General features: G+C 60.8%; 19 protein-coding genes and 1 tRNA gene. 10 read left to right on the forward strand and 10 right to left on the reverse strand.

All coding sequences use genetic code 11. From position 1 onward, the window contains the following. The first annotated feature begins 68 nt into the window (after positions 1 to 68). Positions 69 to 917: a carotenoid biosynthesis protein gene (locus tag NW806_RS01590; protein ID WP_414409762.1), complete on the forward strand. Its 849-nt coding sequence runs from the start codon at positions 69 to 71 to the stop codon at positions 915 to 917. A gap of 10 nt (positions 918 to 927) precedes the next feature. On the opposite strand, the gene lspA is transcribed toward NW806_RS01590, so the two are convergent. The 3 genes from lspA to cysC all read right to left on the reverse strand — a co-directional run bounded on the left by lspA (position 928) and on the right by cysC (position 2390). Continuing rightward, entirely contained in the window at positions 928 to 1413 is a 486-nt protein-coding gene (gene lspA / locus NW806_RS01595; protein WP_414409763.1) for a signal peptidase II, read from the reverse strand. 134 nt (positions 1414 to 1547) lie between these two features. Next, the gene (locus NW806_RS01600) at positions 1548 to 1772 is read right to left on the reverse strand and encodes a hypothetical protein (protein ID WP_414405271.1); all 225 of its coding nucleotides are present in this window, start codon (positions 1770 to 1772) and stop codon (positions 1548 to 1550) included. Positions 1773 to 1862: 90 nt separating this feature from the next. After that, a complete protein-coding gene (gene cysC, locus NW806_RS01605) occupies positions 1863 to 2390 on the reverse strand; it encodes an adenylyl-sulfate kinase (protein WP_414394914.1) in 528 nt (175 codons plus the stop codon). A 96-nt stretch (positions 2391 to 2486) separates the two neighbouring features. On the opposite strand from cysC, the gene NW806_RS01610 reads away from it, so the two are divergent. After that, positions 2487 to 3749 carry an aspartate aminotransferase family protein gene (locus NW806_RS01610; RefSeq protein ID WP_414409764.1) on the forward strand — a complete coding sequence of 421 codons (1263 nt, stop codon included), beginning with the start codon at positions 2487 to 2489 and terminating at the stop codon, positions 3747 to 3749. Positions 3750 to 3754: 5 nt separating this feature from the next. Here the strand turns inward: NW806_RS01610 and NW806_RS01615 are convergent, their stop codons facing one another. Next, the gene (locus tag NW806_RS01615) at positions 3755 to 4174 is read right to left on the reverse strand and encodes a hypothetical protein (protein ID WP_414409765.1); all 420 of its coding nucleotides are present in this window, start codon (positions 4172 to 4174) and stop codon (positions 3755 to 3757) included. 133 nt (positions 4175 to 4307) lie between these two features. On the opposite strand from NW806_RS01615, the gene NW806_RS01620 reads away from it, so the two are divergent. Together NW806_RS01620 and NW806_RS01625 are read left to right on the forward strand one after the other, a co-directional pair. Next, complete coding sequence (locus tag NW806_RS01620; protein ID WP_414395149.1) at positions 4308 to 5132, forward strand: creatininase family protein; 825 nt, start codon at positions 4308 to 4310, stop codon at positions 5130 to 5132. 94 nt (positions 5133 to 5226) lie between these two features. Continuing rightward, positions 5227 to 5781 carry a Uma2 family endonuclease gene (locus NW806_RS01625; RefSeq protein ID WP_414409766.1) on the forward strand — a complete coding sequence of 185 codons (555 nt, stop codon included), beginning with the start codon at positions 5227 to 5229 and terminating at the stop codon, positions 5779 to 5781. Positions 5782 to 6267: 486 nt separating this feature from the next. Here NW806_RS01625 and NW806_RS01630 read toward each other — a convergent pair whose 3' ends face one another. Continuing rightward, positions 6268 to 6900: a Crp/Fnr family transcriptional regulator gene (locus NW806_RS01630; protein ID WP_414409767.1), complete on the reverse strand. Its 633-nt coding sequence runs from the start codon at positions 6898 to 6900 to the stop codon at positions 6268 to 6270. A gap of 251 nt (positions 6901 to 7151) precedes the next feature. Between NW806_RS01630 and atpC the strand changes: the two genes are divergently transcribed. Both atpC and thiL read left to right on the forward strand, forming a co-directional pair. Continuing rightward, positions 7152 to 7559 carry an ATP synthase F1 subunit epsilon gene (gene atpC / locus NW806_RS01635; protein WP_414394905.1) on the forward strand — a complete coding sequence of 136 codons (408 nt, stop codon included), beginning with the start codon at positions 7152 to 7154 and terminating at the stop codon, positions 7557 to 7559. A 139-nt stretch (positions 7560 to 7698) separates the two neighbouring features. Next, on the forward strand, positions 7699 to 8658 hold the full coding sequence (thiL, locus tag NW806_RS01640) for a thiamine-phosphate kinase (RefSeq protein WP_414409861.1): 960 nt from the start codon (positions 7699 to 7701) through the stop codon (positions 8656 to 8658). A 5-nt stretch (positions 8659 to 8663) separates the two neighbouring features. On the opposite strand, the gene NW806_RS01645 is transcribed toward thiL, so the two are convergent. From NW806_RS01645 to NW806_RS01655, 3 genes are all read right to left on the reverse strand, one after another. After that, on the reverse strand, positions 8664 to 10253 hold the full coding sequence (locus NW806_RS01645; protein ID WP_414409768.1) for a DUF6930 domain-containing protein: 1590 nt from the start codon (positions 10251 to 10253) through the stop codon (positions 8664 to 8666). A gap of 169 nt (positions 10254 to 10422) precedes the next feature. After that, positions 10423 to 10495: transfer RNA gene (locus NW806_RS01650), tRNA-Thr, on the reverse strand. Between the two features lie 114 nt (positions 10496 to 10609). Beyond that, a complete protein-coding gene (locus NW806_RS01655) occupies positions 10610 to 11305 on the reverse strand; it encodes a TPM domain-containing protein (protein ID WP_414395147.1) in 696 nt (231 codons plus the stop codon). Between the two features lie 337 nt (positions 11306 to 11642). Here NW806_RS01655 and NW806_RS01660 point away from each other — a divergent pair, with 337 nt between their 5' ends. Next, the gene (locus NW806_RS01660) at positions 11643 to 13499 is read left to right on the forward strand and encodes a S8 family serine peptidase (protein ID WP_414409769.1); all 1857 of its coding nucleotides are present in this window, start codon (positions 11643 to 11645) and stop codon (positions 13497 to 13499) included. Further along, positions 13499 to 13747: a hypothetical protein gene (locus NW806_RS01665; RefSeq protein WP_414409770.1), complete on the forward strand. Its 249-nt coding sequence runs from the start codon at positions 13499 to 13501 to the stop codon at positions 13745 to 13747. The genes NW806_RS01660 and NW806_RS01665 overlap by 1 nt, the downstream gene beginning before the upstream one ends. Before the next feature lie 31 nt (positions 13748 to 13778). On the opposite strand, the gene NW806_RS01670 is transcribed toward NW806_RS01665, so the two are convergent. Continuing rightward, positions 13779 to 14798 carry an FHA domain-containing protein gene (locus NW806_RS01670; RefSeq protein WP_414409771.1) on the reverse strand — a complete coding sequence of 340 codons (1020 nt, stop codon included), beginning with the start codon at positions 14796 to 14798 and terminating at the stop codon, positions 13779 to 13781. Positions 14799 to 14929: 131 nt separating this feature from the next. Between NW806_RS01670 and NW806_RS01675 the strand changes: the two genes are divergently transcribed. Further along, positions 14930 to 15415, forward strand: a complete 486-nt coding sequence (locus NW806_RS01675) for a CGLD27 family protein (RefSeq protein WP_414394899.1) — start codon at positions 14930 to 14932, stop codon at positions 15413 to 15415. Between the two features lie 24 nt (positions 15416 to 15439). Continuing rightward, positions 15440 to 16453 carry a bifunctional riboflavin kinase/FAD synthetase gene (locus NW806_RS01680; protein ID WP_414409772.1) on the forward strand — a complete coding sequence of 338 codons (1014 nt, stop codon included), beginning with the start codon at positions 15440 to 15442 and terminating at the stop codon, positions 16451 to 16453. Here the strand turns inward: NW806_RS01680 and cobS are convergent. Next, positions 16384 to 17148, reverse strand: a complete 765-nt coding sequence (gene cobS / locus NW806_RS01685; RefSeq protein ID WP_414409773.1) for an adenosylcobinamide-GDP ribazoletransferase — start codon at positions 17146 to 17148, stop codon at positions 16384 to 16386. The genes NW806_RS01680 and cobS overlap by 70 nt on opposite strands. Between the last annotated feature and the right edge of the window lie 80 nt (positions 17149 to 17228).

Raw genomic sequence — 17228 nt, forward strand, 5'->3', positions numbered from 1 at the left:
CTAACAAGCGAGGTGTTCTCCTTTGGTCTGGGTCAATCTGGCAGTGGTTGGAAGCTTTGGCGCTAGGCTTGCACATTCTCTCCTTGCTCTTCGGCCTAGTGGGCCTACTTTGGGTAGTACCGCATCCCGAGTGGGTGGCCAGTTTGCCTCCCATTGGCCTACAGGCCTTCTCTTGGAGCATGGGCAACGGCGGCGTTGCCTACATGATGTTTGGGGCGCTGGCGGCAGTTCTAATGGGATCCCGCCTCCTTGGGGTGCGACGCCTGCTGATGTTCTTGATCCCAGCGGTGGGCATCTCCCTAGCCAGCGAGCTGCTGGGCACCAGCACTGGGATCCCCTTTGGTGACTACGGCTACCTCAGCGGCTTGGGCTACAAGATTGCCGGCTTGGTTCCCTTTACAATCCCTCTGTCCTGGTTCTATGTGGGGTTATCGGCCTACCTGTTGGCGCGGGTGGCTCTGCAAGCGGGGCGCCACTGGCTGATCCACTTTGAAGCCATTCTGTTGGGAGCGCTCTTGCTCACTGCCTGGGACTTTGTGCTGGATCCGGCCATGACCCGCGGCTTGATCCCCTTCTGGGCCTGGTTTCAGCCAGGGCCATTCTTTGGCATGCCGCTGCAAAACTTCGGCGGCTGGATGCTGACAGGGACTGCCTTTATGACCGTGGCCAACCTCCTCTGGGGGAAAGATCAGCCTGTCCTTAACCGCCGTCAGTTGCTGGGGCCGCTGCTGCTCTATGGGGCCAATTTTGCCTTTGCCCTACTGGTAAGCCTGGGATCTGGCATTGTCGCGCCGGCAGGGTTGGGCCTACTCCTGGGACTGGGGCCAGCCCTGGGGTTGTGGTGGAGTGCGCCGCCAGCTCTTCCCTCTCCTTCCGAGGGAGCAGCAAGCGGGAGGATTGTCGGTGGGGGGGGGTGAAGTAGGCAGCTTAGTCGAATTTTCGCAGGGATCCCCGCCCCGTCTTTTTCGGGCTGCCCTGCCACAGGCCAATCACCAGGCAGACCACCCCCAGGTTGATGGCCACATCGGCCACGTTAAACACGGGGAAGCCAATCCAGACGAAATTGAAAAAATCCACCACGTAGCCGTTGAGAAAGCGGTCGACGCCGTTCCCCACCGCTCCTGCCCAGATGAGGCCATAGCCCACCTGCTCCCAAAGGTTGAGGCTGCTGCTGCGCAGGGCCAGGAGCGCCAGGGCTATTGCCACCCCTAGCGAGACCCACTTGAGAAACTCCGCCGAATCGGCAAACAGACTCCAGGCAGCACCGGTGTTTTCCACGTAGGTGAGGTGGAACACCCCTGGCCATAGCTGGATCTCCGGGCCCGGCAGCAGCCGCTCCACCGCCCAGCGCTTGCTCAGCTGATCCAAGGCCGTCCCCAGGATCCCGACCAGCCAAAAGCCTTTGTTCTTCATGCTGCTTGCGCTCCCCGGCGGTTTGCTGGCCCAGATAGGTACCTTTCGGCTGAAGAGTTGCAGAGCCTGCTGGGAGATCCAAGCGGCGAAAACAAAAGCGCCTGGCTGGGCCAGCCGGACAGGGATCCCAATGGCTACCGCCCCCGTTGCTCTAGAGATCGGCGCAGTTCGCTAGCCATCTGCAGAAACTCCCGGGGGCTACCCGCCTTGCCGTAGGAGGCGCGATCTTGAACCTTCTTGCCACTGCCCTGGCGGGTGTGGGTGCTGAGCAGAGAGCTGGCCATCTCCAGGAACTTGGCGGGGTTTCCCTCGCTGCTGCCCCGCATCACAAAGGTTTGTCCAGCACGAGTTACTGCCATGGCTACCTTGACTCTCAGAAAAGAAATACTCGTTCACATCTTCCCACAAGGGATCCCTAGTCGGCCAGGCCCGGTGCTCTCTGAGCCTCGTTAGAGATAGCCACGGCTTCTAAGACTTTGCATAACCAGCTCAATGCATTCGGGGATGCTCTGTTCGGCAGTTTTGCAGACCACCTCTGGGCATTCCGGCGGCTCGTAGGGATCGTCAATGCCGGTAAAGTTCCGAATGAGGCCTGCTCGCGCCTGGCGATAGAGACCCTTGACATCGCGCTGTTCGCACACCTCTAGGGGGGCATCCACAAAGACTTCGATAAAGTTGCCGATCTGCTGCCGCACCTCCTGCCGCGTTGCCCGATAGGGAGAAATGGCCGAGACCAGCACGATCACGCCGTGGCGAGTCAGCATCTTAGCCACAAAGCCAATGCGGCGGACGTTCTCGTCCCGGTCTTCTTTGCTGAAGCCCAGCCCTTTGGTGAGGTGTTGCCGCATTAGGTCGCCGTCAAGCACTTCCACCGGCAAACCCAGAGCTTGCAACTGCTGGGCCACGCCGCAGCTAAGGGTGGTTTTGCCCGCCCCACTTAGCCCTGTAAACCAGACTGTTACCCCCCGCCGCCCCATGGGTAGGCATTCCTCGTCCTTGGGCTTCGCTAGAATAGCATCCCCAGGGCAGAGTGATACACTCGAGACGCTGTCTCCATTTTTCCCCTGCCGAGCATGTCCCCGCCAGGCTTTTCTCCCCCTGACACTCTCCCAAGCCCTGCAACCGCTGCCGAGCTGTTTGAGCGGCATGTGATGTCCACCTATGCTCGCTATCCCCTGACCCTAGTGCGCGGGGAAGGCTGCCGGGTCTGGGACGAAGAGGGGCGGGAGTACCTGGATTTTGTGGCAGGAATTGCCACCTGCACGCTGGGCCATGCCCATCCTGCCTGGATCCAGGCGCTGACGCAGCAGGCGCAGCAGTTGCACCATGTCTCCAACCTCTACTACAACCGCCCCCAGGCGCAACTGGCCCAGTGGCTGACCCAGCACTCCTGTGCCGACAAGGTGTTTTTCTGTAACTCGGGGGCAGAAGCCGTTGAAGGTGCCATCAAGTTGGCCCGCAAGTATGCCCACACGGTGCGCGGGATCGAGGATCCCATCCTCCTCACCGCCCACGGCAGTTTCCACGGCCGCACCCTGGCTGCCCTCACGGCCACCGGCCAGCCGAAATACCAAAAAGACTTTGCGCCGCTAGTGCCTGGCTTCGACTACGTCCCCTACAACGATATCGAGGGCACGGCAGCGGTGCTGGAGCGCTGGGGCGAGCGGGTGTGTGCCGTGCTGCTGGAGCCGCTGCAGGGGGAGGGGGGGGTTGTCCCTGGGGATCCCGCCTACTTTCAGTGGCTGCGCCGGGTTTGCAGCGAGCGGGGCATCCTGCTGATGTTGGACGAGGTGCAGGTAGGGATGGGCCGCACCGGCAGGCTCTGGGGCTACTGCAACCTGGGGGTGGAGCCGGACGTGTTTACTCTGGCCAAAGGCCTGGCCGGCGGGATCCCCATTGGTGCCCTGTTGGCGAAGGACTTTTGCGCGGTGTTCCAGCCAGGGGATCACGCCAGCACCTTTGGCGGCAACCCCTTGGCCTGTGCGGTTGGCCTAGCGGTCTGCCGCACCCTGATGGCGGAGAGCCTGGTTTGGAATGCTCAGCAGACGGGCAGCTATCTGCGCCAGGGTTTGTCTTGCTTGGCAGAGCAGTTCCCACAGCTTGTTCAAGAGGTACGCGGCTGGGGCCTGATCCAGGGGCTGGTGCTGCGGATCCCGGCGGCTGAGGTGGTCAGGGCTGCCATGGAGCAAGGGCTGTTGCTGGTGCCAGCAGGATCCCAGGTGGTGCGCTTTGTGCCCCCTTTGATCGTCACTCCTGCGGAAATTGACGAGGCGCTGGCGCGGTTGGAATCGGCTCTGCAGGAGCTGGCTGGTGGCCAGTCCGTTGGCGATTCCTAAAAAGCCTAGCCTTGCCAGAGCTGCCGCAGAAACCCCTGGAGCCGCTGGCGCGCAGAGGGCTCATGGGGGCCAGGATCTCTAGCCTGCTCCAGCAGGGGCAGGATCTCCTCGGCGTAGGCTGGAACAAAACCGGCAGCAGGCCAGAGCAAGTCCGGCGTGGCCCGCAGCTTCCAAACTTGGGATCCCTCCCTAAGCAGCAGGGGTCGCACCCAGAGCAGGGCTCGAGATCCCGCCTCAAGGCGGTGGAGAGAAGCCTGAATCAGCTCCCCATAGAGAGTGGCCTGCGGCCCTGGCAGGGCTAGGATGGGGCGGGGCAAGGTGGGGACACTCCCTTCTTCCCCCCTTCCAGCAGGCAGAGGACGTCCCCCAAGGGAGGGATCCCCACCAAAGCTGCAGCGGGCAGGCAAACAGGGCCACAGGGTCATGGGATGGCTGGCTTTTGCCTAATAAGAACAACCACCACCTGATCTTAAGAGATGCCTTCTCAGATCCAGGGATTGCCCACGGTGCTAGCCTTGCAGGCAAGGCATAAACTCCTTGCAACCGGATCCCGCCATGATGCACACCTTTATCCCGCCCCACCGATTTTTCCCCTACCTGACCTGGACAGAGATCCAGGCCATGCCCAACAAAGAGAATGTGGTGATCATCCAGCCAGTAGCCTCGATCGAGCAGCATGGGCCCCATTTGCCCCTGGTGGTGGATGCCTGCATCGGCACAGCAATCATCGGGCGGGCCATGGAAAAACTGGAGCCGGAGATCCCGGCTTACGTTCTGCCCACCCAGTGCTATGGCAAGGCCAACGAGCACTGGCATTTCCCGGGCACCATCACCCTCTCGGCCCAGACCCTGATGGCTTTGCTCACCGAAGTAGCCGAAAGCATTTACCGGGCTGGATTTCGCAAGCTGGTCTTCCTCAACTCCCACGGCGGCCAACCTGAGGTGCTGCAGATTGTGGCCCGCGACCTACACCAGAAGTACGAAGATTTCCTTCTTTTCCCCATCTCCGTCTGGCGCGTTCCCCACCAAGGGCAGGAGCTGATGACAGAAAAAGAACGGGAATTGGGCATCCACGCTGGCGACGGCGAGACCAGCATGCTGATGTACCTGTTGCCCGAGACGGTGCGCACCGACCGCCTAGTCTGCGAGTACCCCCAAGATTTGCCGGAAGACAGTCTGCTCAGCCTGGAAGGGCGAATCTCTTTTGCTTGGACAACTCGCGATCTCAGCCAGAGCGGCGTCCTGGGGGATGCCACCGCTGCCACGCCCGAGAAAGGCAAACTTTTGGTGGAGTCCATGGCCGATGGCTGGGTGCAGCTAATCCGGGATCTGTACAAGTTCCGACAGCCCCAGGCTTGGCGCAAAGCCCCGCTGCCGGCCTAGACTTCTGAGGCTTCTGGCCGTCCCTAGCCTGCCTCTTCGCGAGGACGGGTGATAGGCTTGAGGGAAAGTTCCCCCACCCCCTGAGGGAAGAGCAATGGTTCTTGCCTCAAAGCCGGCTACCCCTTCCATCCTCGAGCGGCACGACGCCACCTGGCAGGACTACTTGACCATTTGCAACCATCCCACCCTGGACTGGCAGAAGATTTCTTTTTACCAGGGCTGGTTGTGGGTCAGCATGGGCAAGGAAGGGCCAGAGCACGCCTCCGTCAGCGATTTGATGACGGCAATCTTTTTCGCCTGGGCCTTTCTGCACCCGGACGTGCCGCTGCAGTCCTACGGTCGCTGCCTGATTGAGTACCCAGAAACCCACGCCTGCGCCCCCGACCTAGTGCTCTACAAGGGAGAAAACATCCCCAGATACCAAGCCGGCGAGCCGCGGCGGATTGACTTGCGTTTCCAAAGGTCTCCCGACCTGGTGGGCGAAATTGCCGACACCACCCTCAGCCTTGACCTAGACGAGCAAAAGCAGCTCTACGCCAGCCTGGGCATTCCTGAGTACTGGGTCATCATGTCAAAGGGCGGCGTGTTTTTGCTTTTGCCCTGGCCGAGGATGGACGCTACCGGGCCATTGCCCAGTCGCAGGTGCTAGCGGGCCTGCCGATAGCCCTGCTTGAGCAGACTCTGGAACGCTTGGCCAACGAAACCAACACGGCGGCCGCCAACTGGCTTCTCCAACAGCTCCAACGCCAGGCTTAAAGCCATCAGGGCTCTCCTCTAGTCCTTGATTCACCGATAGCGTAAGCGGGACGGAGTCCGTACAATCGGCCACTTTGCGGCATAACCAACCTCCTGCCTTGACGTAGATTGGCTGAGCTAGTAGGCTTGCAAGTACATCTTTTAGTACATCTTTTCTGGTAGGCACTTTGCCTAGGCTAAAGTTGGCTCCGTCTTTAGCCTGTGTGCCCTCTAAGGGTAAGGAGCAACTACCGTCAGCTCGACGGGAAGTCACGCCTGTGGAGATCCCTCTGGCGGGGTGGTAGGTGTTGAGCCTGCTACTAGCTATGGGTCGTGGAAGCAGGAAGAAAGCCTCAACCTGGAGCAAAAGTCCGCTTTTGTCCAGCGTTGTATAAGTCTTTCAGAGCGGCGTTTGGGCCAGCTTGATGATGAGATGGTGGTTTTTGTCCACCGTGATCCAGCCCTGCTGGCGGAAACGGTTCAAAAGACGAGTGATGGTGACGCGGGTAGTGCCGATGGCATTGGCCAAGTCTTGGTGCGTAAGGCGCACCTGCAGGCGCACTCCCGTCGCGATGGGGGATCCCAACTCCACTGCCAACAGGGAGAGCAACTGACGCAGCCGATCCTCCACTCGCCGCCGCCCGGCCAGAGCCAGCAGCGCTTCGGTTTGGCGCAGTCGCCGCACCAACTGCTTGAGCAGCCCCTGGCTCAGGGTTTCTGAGGCTTCCACCTCGGCTGCCGACAGCCGCAGCACGTCAACTGCCGTCAACGCCTTAGCTTGGTAGGGATCCAACTTTGTCAGCGGGGATCCCAGCGGCATGGAGGGAACGGCAAAGCCCAAAATGGCCTCGCTCCCGTTGGCATAGACAGTGCTCAACTGCACTACGCCCCGGCAGACAATCACCCACTCTTCGGGCGGCAGAGGAATGATTTGGCGAGGGCTGTAGGAAGATAGGCTGCGGCCTCGGTAGAGGTCTTCTAGGAGCTGACGCTCCCGTTTGACATACTGGCTGGGCGTCGTTTCAGGCGTCATGAGCTAGCTCTGCTGGGGCAAACTTGGGTTCCAGCGGGCGGCCTTTCCCCTGTTGAGGGAGAACAAGAGTCGGCCTTGGGACCAAGGATCCGTGTTCTCGACTACACCATATCGCTTGCCTTTCCCGCTGAAGTAAAGAGGAGGTTATGCTTGGGTTAAGTCTTGCCCTCGGCTTGGAAACGGGCAGAGCTGGGTGCAACCGCCATCCGGTAGGATAAAAACAGCCAAGCTCAAGCTTCAGGAGACTTGCCGTGACGCTGGTGGTTCGCGTGATTACTCCTGACCGCGTTGTTTGGGATGCCCCTGCCGAGGAAGTGATCCTCCCTGCCACCTCAGGCCAGCTGGGTATCCTGACCAATCACGCTCCCCTGTTGACAGCCATCGGCAACGGCGTGATGCGGGTCAAGGCCGGTGGCAAGTGGTCGGCCATTGCCGTGATGGGTGGCTTTGCAGAAGTGGAAAACAACGAGGTAACGGTTCTAGTCAACCGGGCCGAGCGAGGAGAACAAGTCGACAAGGCTGCAGCTCAAGCTCTTTTGGAGAAGGCCAACCAAGTTTTGAACACTAGCAGTGACAAGCAGGAGCGCCTGCAGGCTCAGTTGGATCAGCAACGGGCCAGGGCTTTACTCCAAGCTGCCGAAATGGGTTCCAAAAGCTAGGGGATACCTCTTGGTTAAGGTGAGGCTAGCTACCCGTAGGTTAGCAGAGTAGGATCCTCAAGACCCTTCCGCCCACGTGCATCCCCAGAAGCCTCCTCTGTTTTCTGATCCTCCCGAGGATTCTCACCAGCTTCTCCCGATCTCAGCCATTGGCGAGGCAGGTCTACTGCAGGTGGTGCAACGCTACTGTCCTGAGCAGGTGGTAGGGGATGATGCCGCAGTGTTGGCTGTTCCCCAAGGACAGTTGGTGGTAACCACCGATGTCTTGGTAGAGGGAGTTCACTTTAGCAACTCGACCACCCCACCGCATGCCGTGGGCTGGCGCGCGGCAACTGCCAATTTGTCGGACTTGGCGGCAATGGGATCCCGTCCCCACTCGTTGCTCGTAGGCCTGGGCCTGCCGCCCTCCACACCAGTGGCCTGGGTGGAGGAGCTCTACCAGGGAATACAGGCTTGCTGCGCCCCCTGGGGATGCCAAGTGGTGGGAGGGGATCTGTGCCGCTCGCCCCAGCGGTTTGTGGCCATTACGGCGCTGGGATCGGTGCAGCCAGGGCGGGCCATTGAGCGCAAGCGGGCGCAGCCGGGCGATTGGCTCATCGTAACTGGGCCCCATGGGGATGCGCGGGCTGGCCTGGAGCTCTTGCTTCACCCTGAGCAGGGATCTACAGTCCCGGCAGCCGAGCAGCAGTTAATTAGGGCCCACCAATACCCCCACCCGCGGCTGGATCTGTTGCCGCTGTTGGCAGCGATCCCTGACCCTATGCGCCTTGCCGGCATGGACACTAGCGACGGCTTGGCCGATGCCCTGGTGCAGGTGTGTCAGGCTAGCGGGGTGGCAGCGAGGATCGAGGCGGAGCGGATCCCGATTTCAGAGGCTTTGCAGCAGGTCTTTCCGGCCCAGGCCCTAGAGTGGGCCCTCTACGGCGGGGAAGACTTTCAGCTACTCCTTAGCGCCGAGCCTTCCATAGCCCAGTACCTCTTGGAAAAGCTGCCAGGGGCAACCTGGATTGGCGAAGTCACCGGCTGGGATCCACAGGGGACGGTGCGGCTAGACAACGGCCAGATCCTCAGCCGCCAGCAGGCCTTCCAGCATTTTTGAGCGGGTCAAAAGTGCAAGTGTCGGCTGACGCGCACCAAGGGACCCAGCCCTAGCCGCTTGGGACTGAGGGCCTGCATCTCAAACACGGCCAAAATATGGTGCACCGGCAGCTCTGGCTGGTGGGAATTTGCCCCCATCGCGATTACCAACCCGCAGCAGCCCCCCGTATCGCGGCAACGCCGCTCCCAGCGCCTGCGAGCCCTTGAGTGCACGGGATCGTCTTTGGGAAATTCGCCAAACAAGTGCAGGTCGCGGTTACCCGTCTGGACAATTTCTAGCTCGTAGCGATGGCCATCGAAGGGATCCACTCCCGTATTGAAACAAACCCCTTGGGGGCCCCCCTCGCCGCGCAGGTTTTCAATCAGTTGCTTGGCCTTGGAGCGAGAGGTGCGCACAATCACCACCGGCAGCCCCTCCCCCTTCTGCACCAGTTTGCTCTGAGGGAGAGGATGCACTTGCCCTGCACGGCGCAACACCTCCACTGCGGCCCAAGGCAGCAGTCCCAGGCCAAGCTGCGCTCCCTCAGGCAACAGATCCTCTCGGAGCAGAGCTTGGGTGGGTTTCTCTTCCTCTAATGCCAGCAGCTCTGCCGCCAACTCAGGCAGGGTGCGCACCTGCACCGACAGGGCTTCCCCTTGGGGATTGGGAACGCAATACTGCCCCTGACAAGGTTGAAAGCCCTTTTCCAGCTTGCGGCGGTACTGCTTCAAGAAGCAATGCAAGGCCTCCAAGGCCACGGCCAAGGTTGCTGCCTCCTCTTCCTGTAAAACACCGCGCAAGCCCTCCAGCGGGTGGATGGTGCCGAAGTTCGGCTCGATTTCTTCGGGATCCAACTCTGCCAAGTCCAAGTTTGGCCAGTCTTCCAGTTCGGGATGGCGGGGTTGAAAAGTCAGGTAGAGACAGTCCTGCCTCAGGAAGACTTCCTCCATCTCATCAGGGTCCGCTTGCCTGGCCTGCTGGCGAAACTGTTTGAGGGAGGGCAGGGAGCGGTAAAAAATCACCCCATACTCCATTCCTGCCCGTCCCATGATTGAGACGTAGAGAGTTTCGACGTCCCACTGATGCAGCTCGATGGCTAGAATGTGGTGATCCTCAAGGTACTCCCAGGGGGCATCCTGCCAGAGGGTGAAGGCTTTGCCAGCCAGGAGTTCTGCGTAGTTTTCTGGCAAAGGTGGGGGGATCTGCTCCTGAGCCTCGGCAAAGCTTTGTAGGATCTCATCGATGAGCGGTAGCTCCGGCTGGTATTCCACTTTGATGTCCAGCTCGTGCAGAATGCCGCGCAGGAAAAACTGCACCTCCCGGTTGCGCACGACGATTTTCTGGGGACGGGCTGGCAAGCCCGCATTGGGCCGCTCCATGGCCGCGATCAAGGCCCGCACCATTGGCTCCATGCCAGAGCCAGCAGGCACCACCTCCATAGCTCGCACCACACCCTGAACGCCGTCCACCCAGAGAATGCATTCCCCCTCGCCGGGAGAAGGCTGGGAGCCAGCAACTGGCGAGCTTGGCAGGCTGTGGCGATCCCCTTCCCACACGGAAGGAATCTGGGGCAGCTTTTGCAGTCGACGAACCGTAGCGGCTGGCAGACGCGACATAGACATCCCGAGACCACAAAAACCACCCAAAGGCTTAGCAGATGCCTTGGGTAGGGATCCCTCTCTCCTCAGCCAAGTTGAGAGGGGGGATCCTCCTCCAGCCACTCTAACCGAGCCCGGAGAAGCTGGATCCCCGCTAGGGACAATGGCCAAGCAAACCCGAGTGAAGAGCTGATGGTCAGATTCGAACTGACGACCGCTCGATTACAAGTCGAGTGCTCTACCAACTGAGCTACATCAGCCCGTTCTACCTGGATTATACTAGCACCTCCCTTGCAAGTTGTCCCCGCCTGCCAGTTTGTTGCTAGGGGGCAGCAGGCAGGGGATTGAGCTGACAGCCGAGAGAGGCAAGGAAGCTACTGCCGATCCTCTGCTGGCTGTGGAATGGGAGCTAGGTAAATAGCCAAAGCTCCGGCCAGAAAGCCCAAGATATTGCGCACCACTGGCAGCCAATCTCGGGTGCGAGCAACCACTGGGCCAAGGCCAAAGGCCCCAAACAAAATGAACCACAAGGGAGAGATGAGCAAAGCCCAGCGCCAGTTAAACACCTCCTCTCCCTGGCGGGGTTTGCCGGCAAACCCGAAGACAATCCCACCCAAGATAGAGGTAATCAACGTCAGGATCCACTGCTCCTGCGGCAGCCCGGGCACTACCCGGCAACCGCCTTGGCGAAAACAGCGATCCAGAACCTCAACGGCCTCTAGAATGGCGCGGTGGGCGCCATGTTCCTGCACATAGAACTGGTTGCCAAAGCGAGACTGCAGCTCGATCCAAAAGGTGCGCGGCAAGATCTCCCGCACCGCATCCCCCACGTTGAAGGCCAGTAGGTTGCCCCCCCGGGGATCCGCCACCATCAAAACGCTGCGCTCGTTTAGGCCCCAGTACTCCTTCACCTGGCGGCCCGGGGTTTGGTCAAACTGGGTCAACACCCGCAGCTTCCAGCCAGTTTCTTCCTCCAGCCGGCTCAGGTGCTCGGCCAGTTCGGCTTCCTCCTTGCTGCTCAACTGATCCGCCAAGTCCAAAACCGGAACAGGCGGCTGAGGCAACTCCATCGGCACTGCTGGCAGGGCAGGCTGCGCCCACAGGGGAGATCCCCCGCCCAGCCAAATCCATAGCCCTAGGCAAAGACTCACTCCAAAGCAAAGTACCCTTTGCCACTGGATGCTCATGCTGCTCCCTCTTTAAAGACCCAATCCTGAAAACTGATGTTAAGAAGTGTTTCAAGTTCTTACAGATCCATCATGCCCTGGAAGCCAACATTTGGCCAGAGGGAGTTCTTTCTGGGTTTTCCAGGCAACTGCGGGAAGGGTTGGCAGCAGAGTCTTTTCTGGTCAATTGCCCATCGAGAGGGCATACTGGTGGCAACAATTTTGGATGCCGGGGGCGTGCATGATGAAGTTCAGACGCTGGTTGGGTCTCTGCTGGGCCGGCCTGATGGCGCTACTCCTCACGGCCTGCGGCCAGGGATCCACTCCCTACGACAGCATTGTGATCAACTTTGTTAACACGGCTACTCCTAGTGAGATCGCTGCCCTTGCCAAGGAGTACAACTTGACGCTGCGACCCAGCAGCAACAGTGCCTTTGCCCGCCAAGAGGTTATTTACCTAGCCACTGGGGAGGCGACTCATCCCAGGGCCACCCGGCGGCTGCTCCAGCGGCTTCAGCGGGAAGCCCTCGTTGAGTATGCCCACCCCAACTACCAATTCCAGGCCGCTTTCGTGCCCAACGATCCCCTTTACTCCCAGCAGTGGAACCTACGGGCCATCCGCATGCCCGAAGCCTGGGAGATTTCCCAAGGGGAAGGGGTGACGGTGGCAGTCGTGGACACGGGGGTGACGCGGGTGCCGGATCTGGCCCAGACCGAATTTGTGAAGGGCTACGACTTCGTGGATGACGATGAGGATCCCACCGACCTCAACGGCCACGGCACCCATGTGGCTGGCACCCTTGCCCAGTCCACCAACAACGCCCTGGGCGTGGCAGGTGTTGCCTTCAAGGCCAAGATCATGCCCGTGCGGGTGCTGGATGCCAACGGCTTTGGATCCCTGTCGGACGTGGTGGAAGGGATCCGCTATGCCGTCGACCATGGCGCTACCGTCATCAACCTCAGCTTGGGCAGTCGCGCCTCAGCTCGCTTGATGGAAGAGGCGGTAGCTTACGCCCACAGTAAAGGAGTGACCGTCGTTGCAGCTGCTGGCAACGAAAACTCCAGCCAGGTAAGCTACCCAGCCCGCTATCCCCATGTCATCGCCGTCTCAGCCACGGGGCCTGATGGCACCAAAGCTCCCTACTCCAACTATGGGGTGGGCGTGGATATTGCTGCTCCTGGTGGGGCCAAGACGCCCGAGCACCCGGAGTACGGCATCCTGCAGCAGACCATCAACCGCCGCAACCCCGACGAGCCGGTCTTCGCCTACTTCCAAGGCACCAGCATGGCTGCCCCCCACGTGGCTGGCGTGGCGGCGCTGATCCAGGCTCAGGGCATCAAGGATCCGGACAAGGTGGAGGCCATCCTCAAGATGTCAGCTGCCCCAGTGCCTGGCGACAAACAGAACTTCTACGGCGCCGGTCTGCTGGACGCAGCCAGAGCCTTGGCCCGAGCCAGGGGTCAGCAGGAGGAAAACCCCTTGGTGCTGTGGCTGAAGGACTTCCTGAAGTACCTAAACGACAACGGCTACCTCAACCCTCGCTTCTGGTTTGATGGCGGCGCAATTGCCCTGGTGCCCAAGCTGCTGATGGTGGTAGGTGGCTACATCCTCCTGGTGCTCATTCGCTGGTGGTTAGCTCCCAAGCCCGTACCGGTGACAGTGCCCCTGTTGGCCGGAATCCTCCTGGGCAGCGCTGGCCTCTTCCCCCTGCAAGGGTTGGCCGTTGTGGGTTTCCCCCGCTGGCCCTTGCAACTGCTGGGCAGCTCCCTGCCAGAGCTAGGCACCGCCCTAGCCCCAACCACTGCCCTAGATCCCTTGTTTGCCAGCGTGTTGATCCCTGGCCTGTTGATGGTGCTCCTCCTGGGCCATCGGCGCTGGCGCTGGGCGGTCATCGGCCTCTGCCTGGGGGTGGCTTCCCATCTGCTCCTGTCGGGATCCCTGTTCTATGAGGGGGTACTATGGCTTGGATCCTCTGCTTGGTTGGGGCGCTCCTTCTTGCTCCTCAATGGCTTGCTCTGCCTGGGCCTGGCCTACTTGGGAGCACAAGCCATCTTGGATTTGCAGCCCAGCAGCACCGTCCTAGCTCTGAGGAAGTGATGCAAGAATTTAGGGGTACCATTGAGTTTCTCGACATTGAGGGGGGGGTGTGGGTGCTGACGCTCCCTTCAGGTCAGCACTACGCCCTCTTCCGCGCCCCCAAAGAGCTCCTGCAGGAGGGATTGCAGGTTACCATTCAGGGGCAGGTGAGGGAAGATTGGGTAACAACAGCGCAGGTGGGCCCAGTCTTGGAGGTAAAAAGCTTCCGGAAGCAGCCCTGGCCAACTGAACCTCTGGGAGGACCCTAGTACCCCCTGCCAGCCATCCCCAGGCCGGCAGTTACTCCGAGCTTGGGATTTGACTGAGAACTGCTTGCAGAGAGCGGACATCGCAGCAGTACACCTGGTGCGGGCGGGCATACCCTTTGAGCTCCACCACCTGCTGGGAGAAGCAAGTGGCTGACTGACCTAGTTGTCGGGTCAAGTAGGCGTAGGTGCTCTGGCTGATGGCCAGGTCAGTGTTGAGGGTGCGGGTGGCGCTTTCGAGGCGAAAGGCCAGGTTGACGGTGTCGCCCAGAGCCGTGTACTCCTGGCGAGTGGTGTTGCCTACCTGGCGCACGATGGCTGGGCCAGTGTTGACGCCTGCTCCCAGGCGCAGGGGAGAGGGCAGGGGAAACTCGCTATTCAGTTGTTCGGTCATCTGGAACAGCTTCACCAGGGCCTGCAGAACTGACTTCACGTCAAGCTCGATCTCCGCCTGGCCGGCTGGCAAGGGATCCGCATGGGGTGTATGGAACCAGACGGCCATGATGGCGTCGCCAATGTACTTATCAACGCTGCCTCCCTGTTGCTGGATGATGTCGCCGCCGCGCCGGAACCAGTCGCCCATCACCTGGGAAAGCAGCCGCTCGTCCAGTTGTTGGGTCAGTTGTCCGTAACCGCGTACGTCAACCACGGCCACTGAGATGAGCCAGCGGGTCTGCAGCACCAGGGTGTCCGAGGGCCTGCCGGCAGAGCCGGGCTCTGGGCTAGTCAGGGATCCGCTGTGAAACTCAAGCTGGGATTGGCCAAGAGTAAGGCGATCCCCGTCTTGCAGCAGCGTGGGAATGCTAATGCGGCGATTGTTAACAAACGAGCCGTTGCGGCTGCCCAGATCGATGAGATAGATGCTGTTGTCATCCAAGTACTGCAGCAGGGCGTGCTGGCGGGAGACACTGGGATCGTTGAGGACAATGGCGTTGCCCTCATCGCGGCCCAGCGTCCAAGCTGTGGCTCCAGCAAGAACGTACTTCCTCTGGCTGCCGTCCGGCTCTCTAAGAATCAGGTAGGGAGCAGCGGCAGGTTCGCCTGGGACGCTCATGGTAGGAGAGGAGATAAGGCAACCCCACTCTAATACGATACCCCTCTCCCCTGCATTTGAACCGCAGCTAGGCTGGGCTTGGCGGGCATCAGGCCAACTAATATCATGTTGTGTAGATATGTTAAGGCCCTATGGCGAATCCTTCCCATCCCATTCCTGCTGAGCAGCAGCCTCTGCGGCAATATGCGGAGCTAAGGGAAGCTTTTCTTTTTCGCTGGCCAACACTGGCCTGGCTCCCCTACTTACGGCGGCTCCTGGGCGTGTGGGGAGCGGTTGCGGTGGGAATTTTGCCACTGGTGTGGGGCAGCTTTGTCGGGGATTGGGGCCACTTCACCTTGGCATGGATCCTGGGAGCCAATGCCTTGCTAGGCCTAGTGCTGCTCCACCTCTACTTGGGCTGGGCCCACGTGCGGCGGCGCTTGGTGCAGCCGCGGATCCCTTACGAAGAAAGCGGCTGGTACGACGGGGCAATGTACGTCAAATCGGAAGAGGAGCTGGCTCAGCATCGGCTCATTGTCCGTTATCAGGTTGAGCCGGTGTTGCAGCGCCTGCGACGCAGCTTGTGGGGGGTGGTTGGGCTGAGTGCCCTGACGGCCTTGCTTTGGCCACTCTGGTAGGGAGAACCAAGGGGATCCCAAGCGGTGCATGTAACTTCTGATCTGGCTCAAGCCTTGCGGCCCACTGCCGTTGCCATTGGTAACTTCGATGGCTTGCACCTGGGCCATCAGAAAGTGCTGCAGCCAATTCGAGACTCCCCAGAGGGGGTGCGCACGGTTCTCACGTTTCATCCCCACCCGCAGGAGGTGTTGACGGGGCAAAAGCAATGGCTGCTGACTCCGCCGGCGGAGAAGCTGGCGCTGTTGGCTGAAATGGGCTTTGAACAGGTGGTGCTGCTCCCCTTTACCCCTGCCCTGGCTTGCCAGCCTCCCCAAGACTTCATCCAGACAGTTCTTGAGCAAGGGTTGTGCGTTCGCCACCTCAGCGTTGGCTGGGACTTTTGCTTTGGCCATCGCCGCTCCGGTACTGCCCAAACCCTGAAGGCCTGGGGATCCCAGTGCCGTATTCCAGTAGAGGTCATCCCGGAGGTGCAACTAAACGGGAAGCGAGTCAGCAGCTCCCGCATTCGCGCTGCCCTAGCTACAGGGGAGGTGGCAGCAGCTGCAGAGCTCTTGGGTCGTCCCTATCAGCTCATTGGAGAGGTGGTGCCAGGGGATCGCCGGGGACGGGAGCTGGGCTTTCCCACTGCCAATCTGCGCCTGCCGCCCGAGAAGTTCTTGCCCCGCAACGGAGTGTACAGCGCCTGGGTGGAGGTGCCCGCTGCCGCGGGAGCTCTGCCAGGAGTGATGAACATCGGCTACCGTCCTACGTTTGCTGGGCTGCGGCACACGGTTGAGGTGCATCTGCTGGATTGGACGGGCGATCTCTACGGGCAGGAGGTGCGGGTGGCGTTGCAGGGGTTTATCCGCCCAGAGCGGCGCTTCCCCAAAGTGGCGGACTTGATCCACCAAATCCAGCAGGATTGCCAGAAGGCTCGGCAACAATTGGGCTTGGCGGAGCCGGTTCCTCTCCCAGCGCAAGAGAGACCTCAGGAGAGCTTAATCAGGGATCCCCACAGCAGGGCTATCGCCTCAGACCACTCCACCGTGGCCCCGTAGGTATCCCCCGTGTGTCCTCCCAGTTGGCGGTAGATCCAATGGCCCACGGCCAAGGCTCCCAGAGCAGCGCCCAGCGTCCAAAGTAGCAGAGGCCCCCAGGCCAGGATCCCGCTTCCCCCCAAACCGGCTGTGGTAACCCCTAGGAGCAGGGTGCCCGGCCACAGGGATCCCGGCAGGGAGGTGGAGTCTTTGAGGAAGCGGGCGGATCCCTGCTCCCGCAAGTAGGGGTAGAGAGCAATGGCCAGCAGTTGGCCCCAGCGACCCCAGGCTGGCACCAAGAGCAGAAGGGGCCAGACTTGTAGGCTACTCAGGGCAGCAAACTTCAACAGCAGCACCAGCCCTAGGGCCAGTACCCCGTAGGCTCCCGTGTGGCTGTCGCTCATCACTTGGAGGCGGTGGGAATTGCTGGCTGACTGCTCTGAGCTGGTGTGGAGATTGGCCGCCAGGCCATCGGCGGTATCGGCCACCCCATCCAGGTGCAGCCCCCCGGTTAACACCACCCACAGCGCTACCAGTAAAGCCGCCCGTACTCCCGCTGGAAAAACCTGAAGCAAGAGGGAGGCCAAAAAGAGGATCCCACCCAGGAATAGACCCACCGCCGGCAGCCAGGCGGCGATGCCCTCAAACTGCAGATCTGCTGCCCGTCCTAGGGGCAAGGCGGTGTAGAAAGTTAGAGCTGCCCAGAAACGCCGCAATGGTGTCCTCCTCCCTTCGAGGAGCTGGGATCCAGCCTCCCAGGATCTGGGGAGGTAGCAGCCAGGTCTAACTAGGCCCG

Origin of the sequence: Synechococcus sp. W65.1, from assembly GCF_047461615.1 — a bacterium.
Taxonomy (GTDB): domain Bacteria; phylum Cyanobacteriota; class Cyanobacteriia; order Thermostichales; family Thermostichaceae; genus Thermostichus.

Bases quoted from the DNA above. Each gene is read 5' to 3' on its own strand.
- lspA (WP_414409763.1), bottom strand. From the start codon at position 1,413: ATGAAGAACAAAGGCTTTTGGCTGGTCGGGATCCTGGGGACGGCCTTG.
- NW806_RS01600 (WP_414405271.1), bottom strand. From the start codon at position 1,772: ATGGCAGTAACTCGTGCTGGACAAACCTTTGTGATGCGGGGCAGCAGC.
- cysC (WP_414394914.1), bottom strand. From the start codon at position 2,390: ATGGGGCGGCGGGGGGTAACAGTCTGGTTTACAGGGCTAAGTGGGGCG.
- NW806_RS01610 (WP_414409764.1), top strand. From the start codon at position 2,487: ATGTCCCCGCCAGGCTTTTCTCCCCCTGACACTCTCCCAAGCCCTGCA.
- NW806_RS01615 (WP_414409765.1), bottom strand. From the start codon at position 4,174: ATGACCCTGTGGCCCTGTTTGCCTGCCCGCTGCAGCTTTGGTGGGGAT.
- NW806_RS01620 (WP_414395149.1), top strand. From the start codon at position 4,308: ATGCACACCTTTATCCCGCCCCACCGATTTTTCCCCTACCTGACCTGG.
- NW806_RS01625 (WP_414409766.1), top strand. From the start codon at position 5,227: ATGGTTCTTGCCTCAAAGCCGGCTACCCCTTCCATCCTCGAGCGGCAC.
- NW806_RS01630 (WP_414409767.1), bottom strand. From the start codon at position 6,900: ATGACGCCTGAAACGACGCCCAGCCAGTATGTCAAACGGGAGCGTCAG.
- NW806_RS01645 (WP_414409768.1), bottom strand. From the start codon at position 10,253: ATGTCGCGTCTGCCAGCCGCTACGGTTCGTCGACTGCAAAAGCTGCCC.
- NW806_RS01655 (WP_414395147.1), bottom strand. From the start codon at position 11,305: ATGGAGTTGCCTCAGCCGCCTGTTCCGGTTTTGGACTTGGCGGATCAG.
- NW806_RS01660 (WP_414409769.1), top strand. From the start codon at position 11,643: ATGATGAAGTTCAGACGCTGGTTGGGTCTCTGCTGGGCCGGCCTGATG.
- NW806_RS01665 (WP_414409770.1), top strand. From the start codon at position 13,499: ATGCAAGAATTTAGGGGTACCATTGAGTTTCTCGACATTGAGGGGGGG.
- NW806_RS01670 (WP_414409771.1), bottom strand. From the start codon at position 14,798: ATGAGCGTCCCAGGCGAACCTGCCGCTGCTCCCTACCTGATTCTTAGA.
- NW806_RS01675 (WP_414394899.1), top strand. From the start codon at position 14,930: ATGGCGAATCCTTCCCATCCCATTCCTGCTGAGCAGCAGCCTCTGCGG.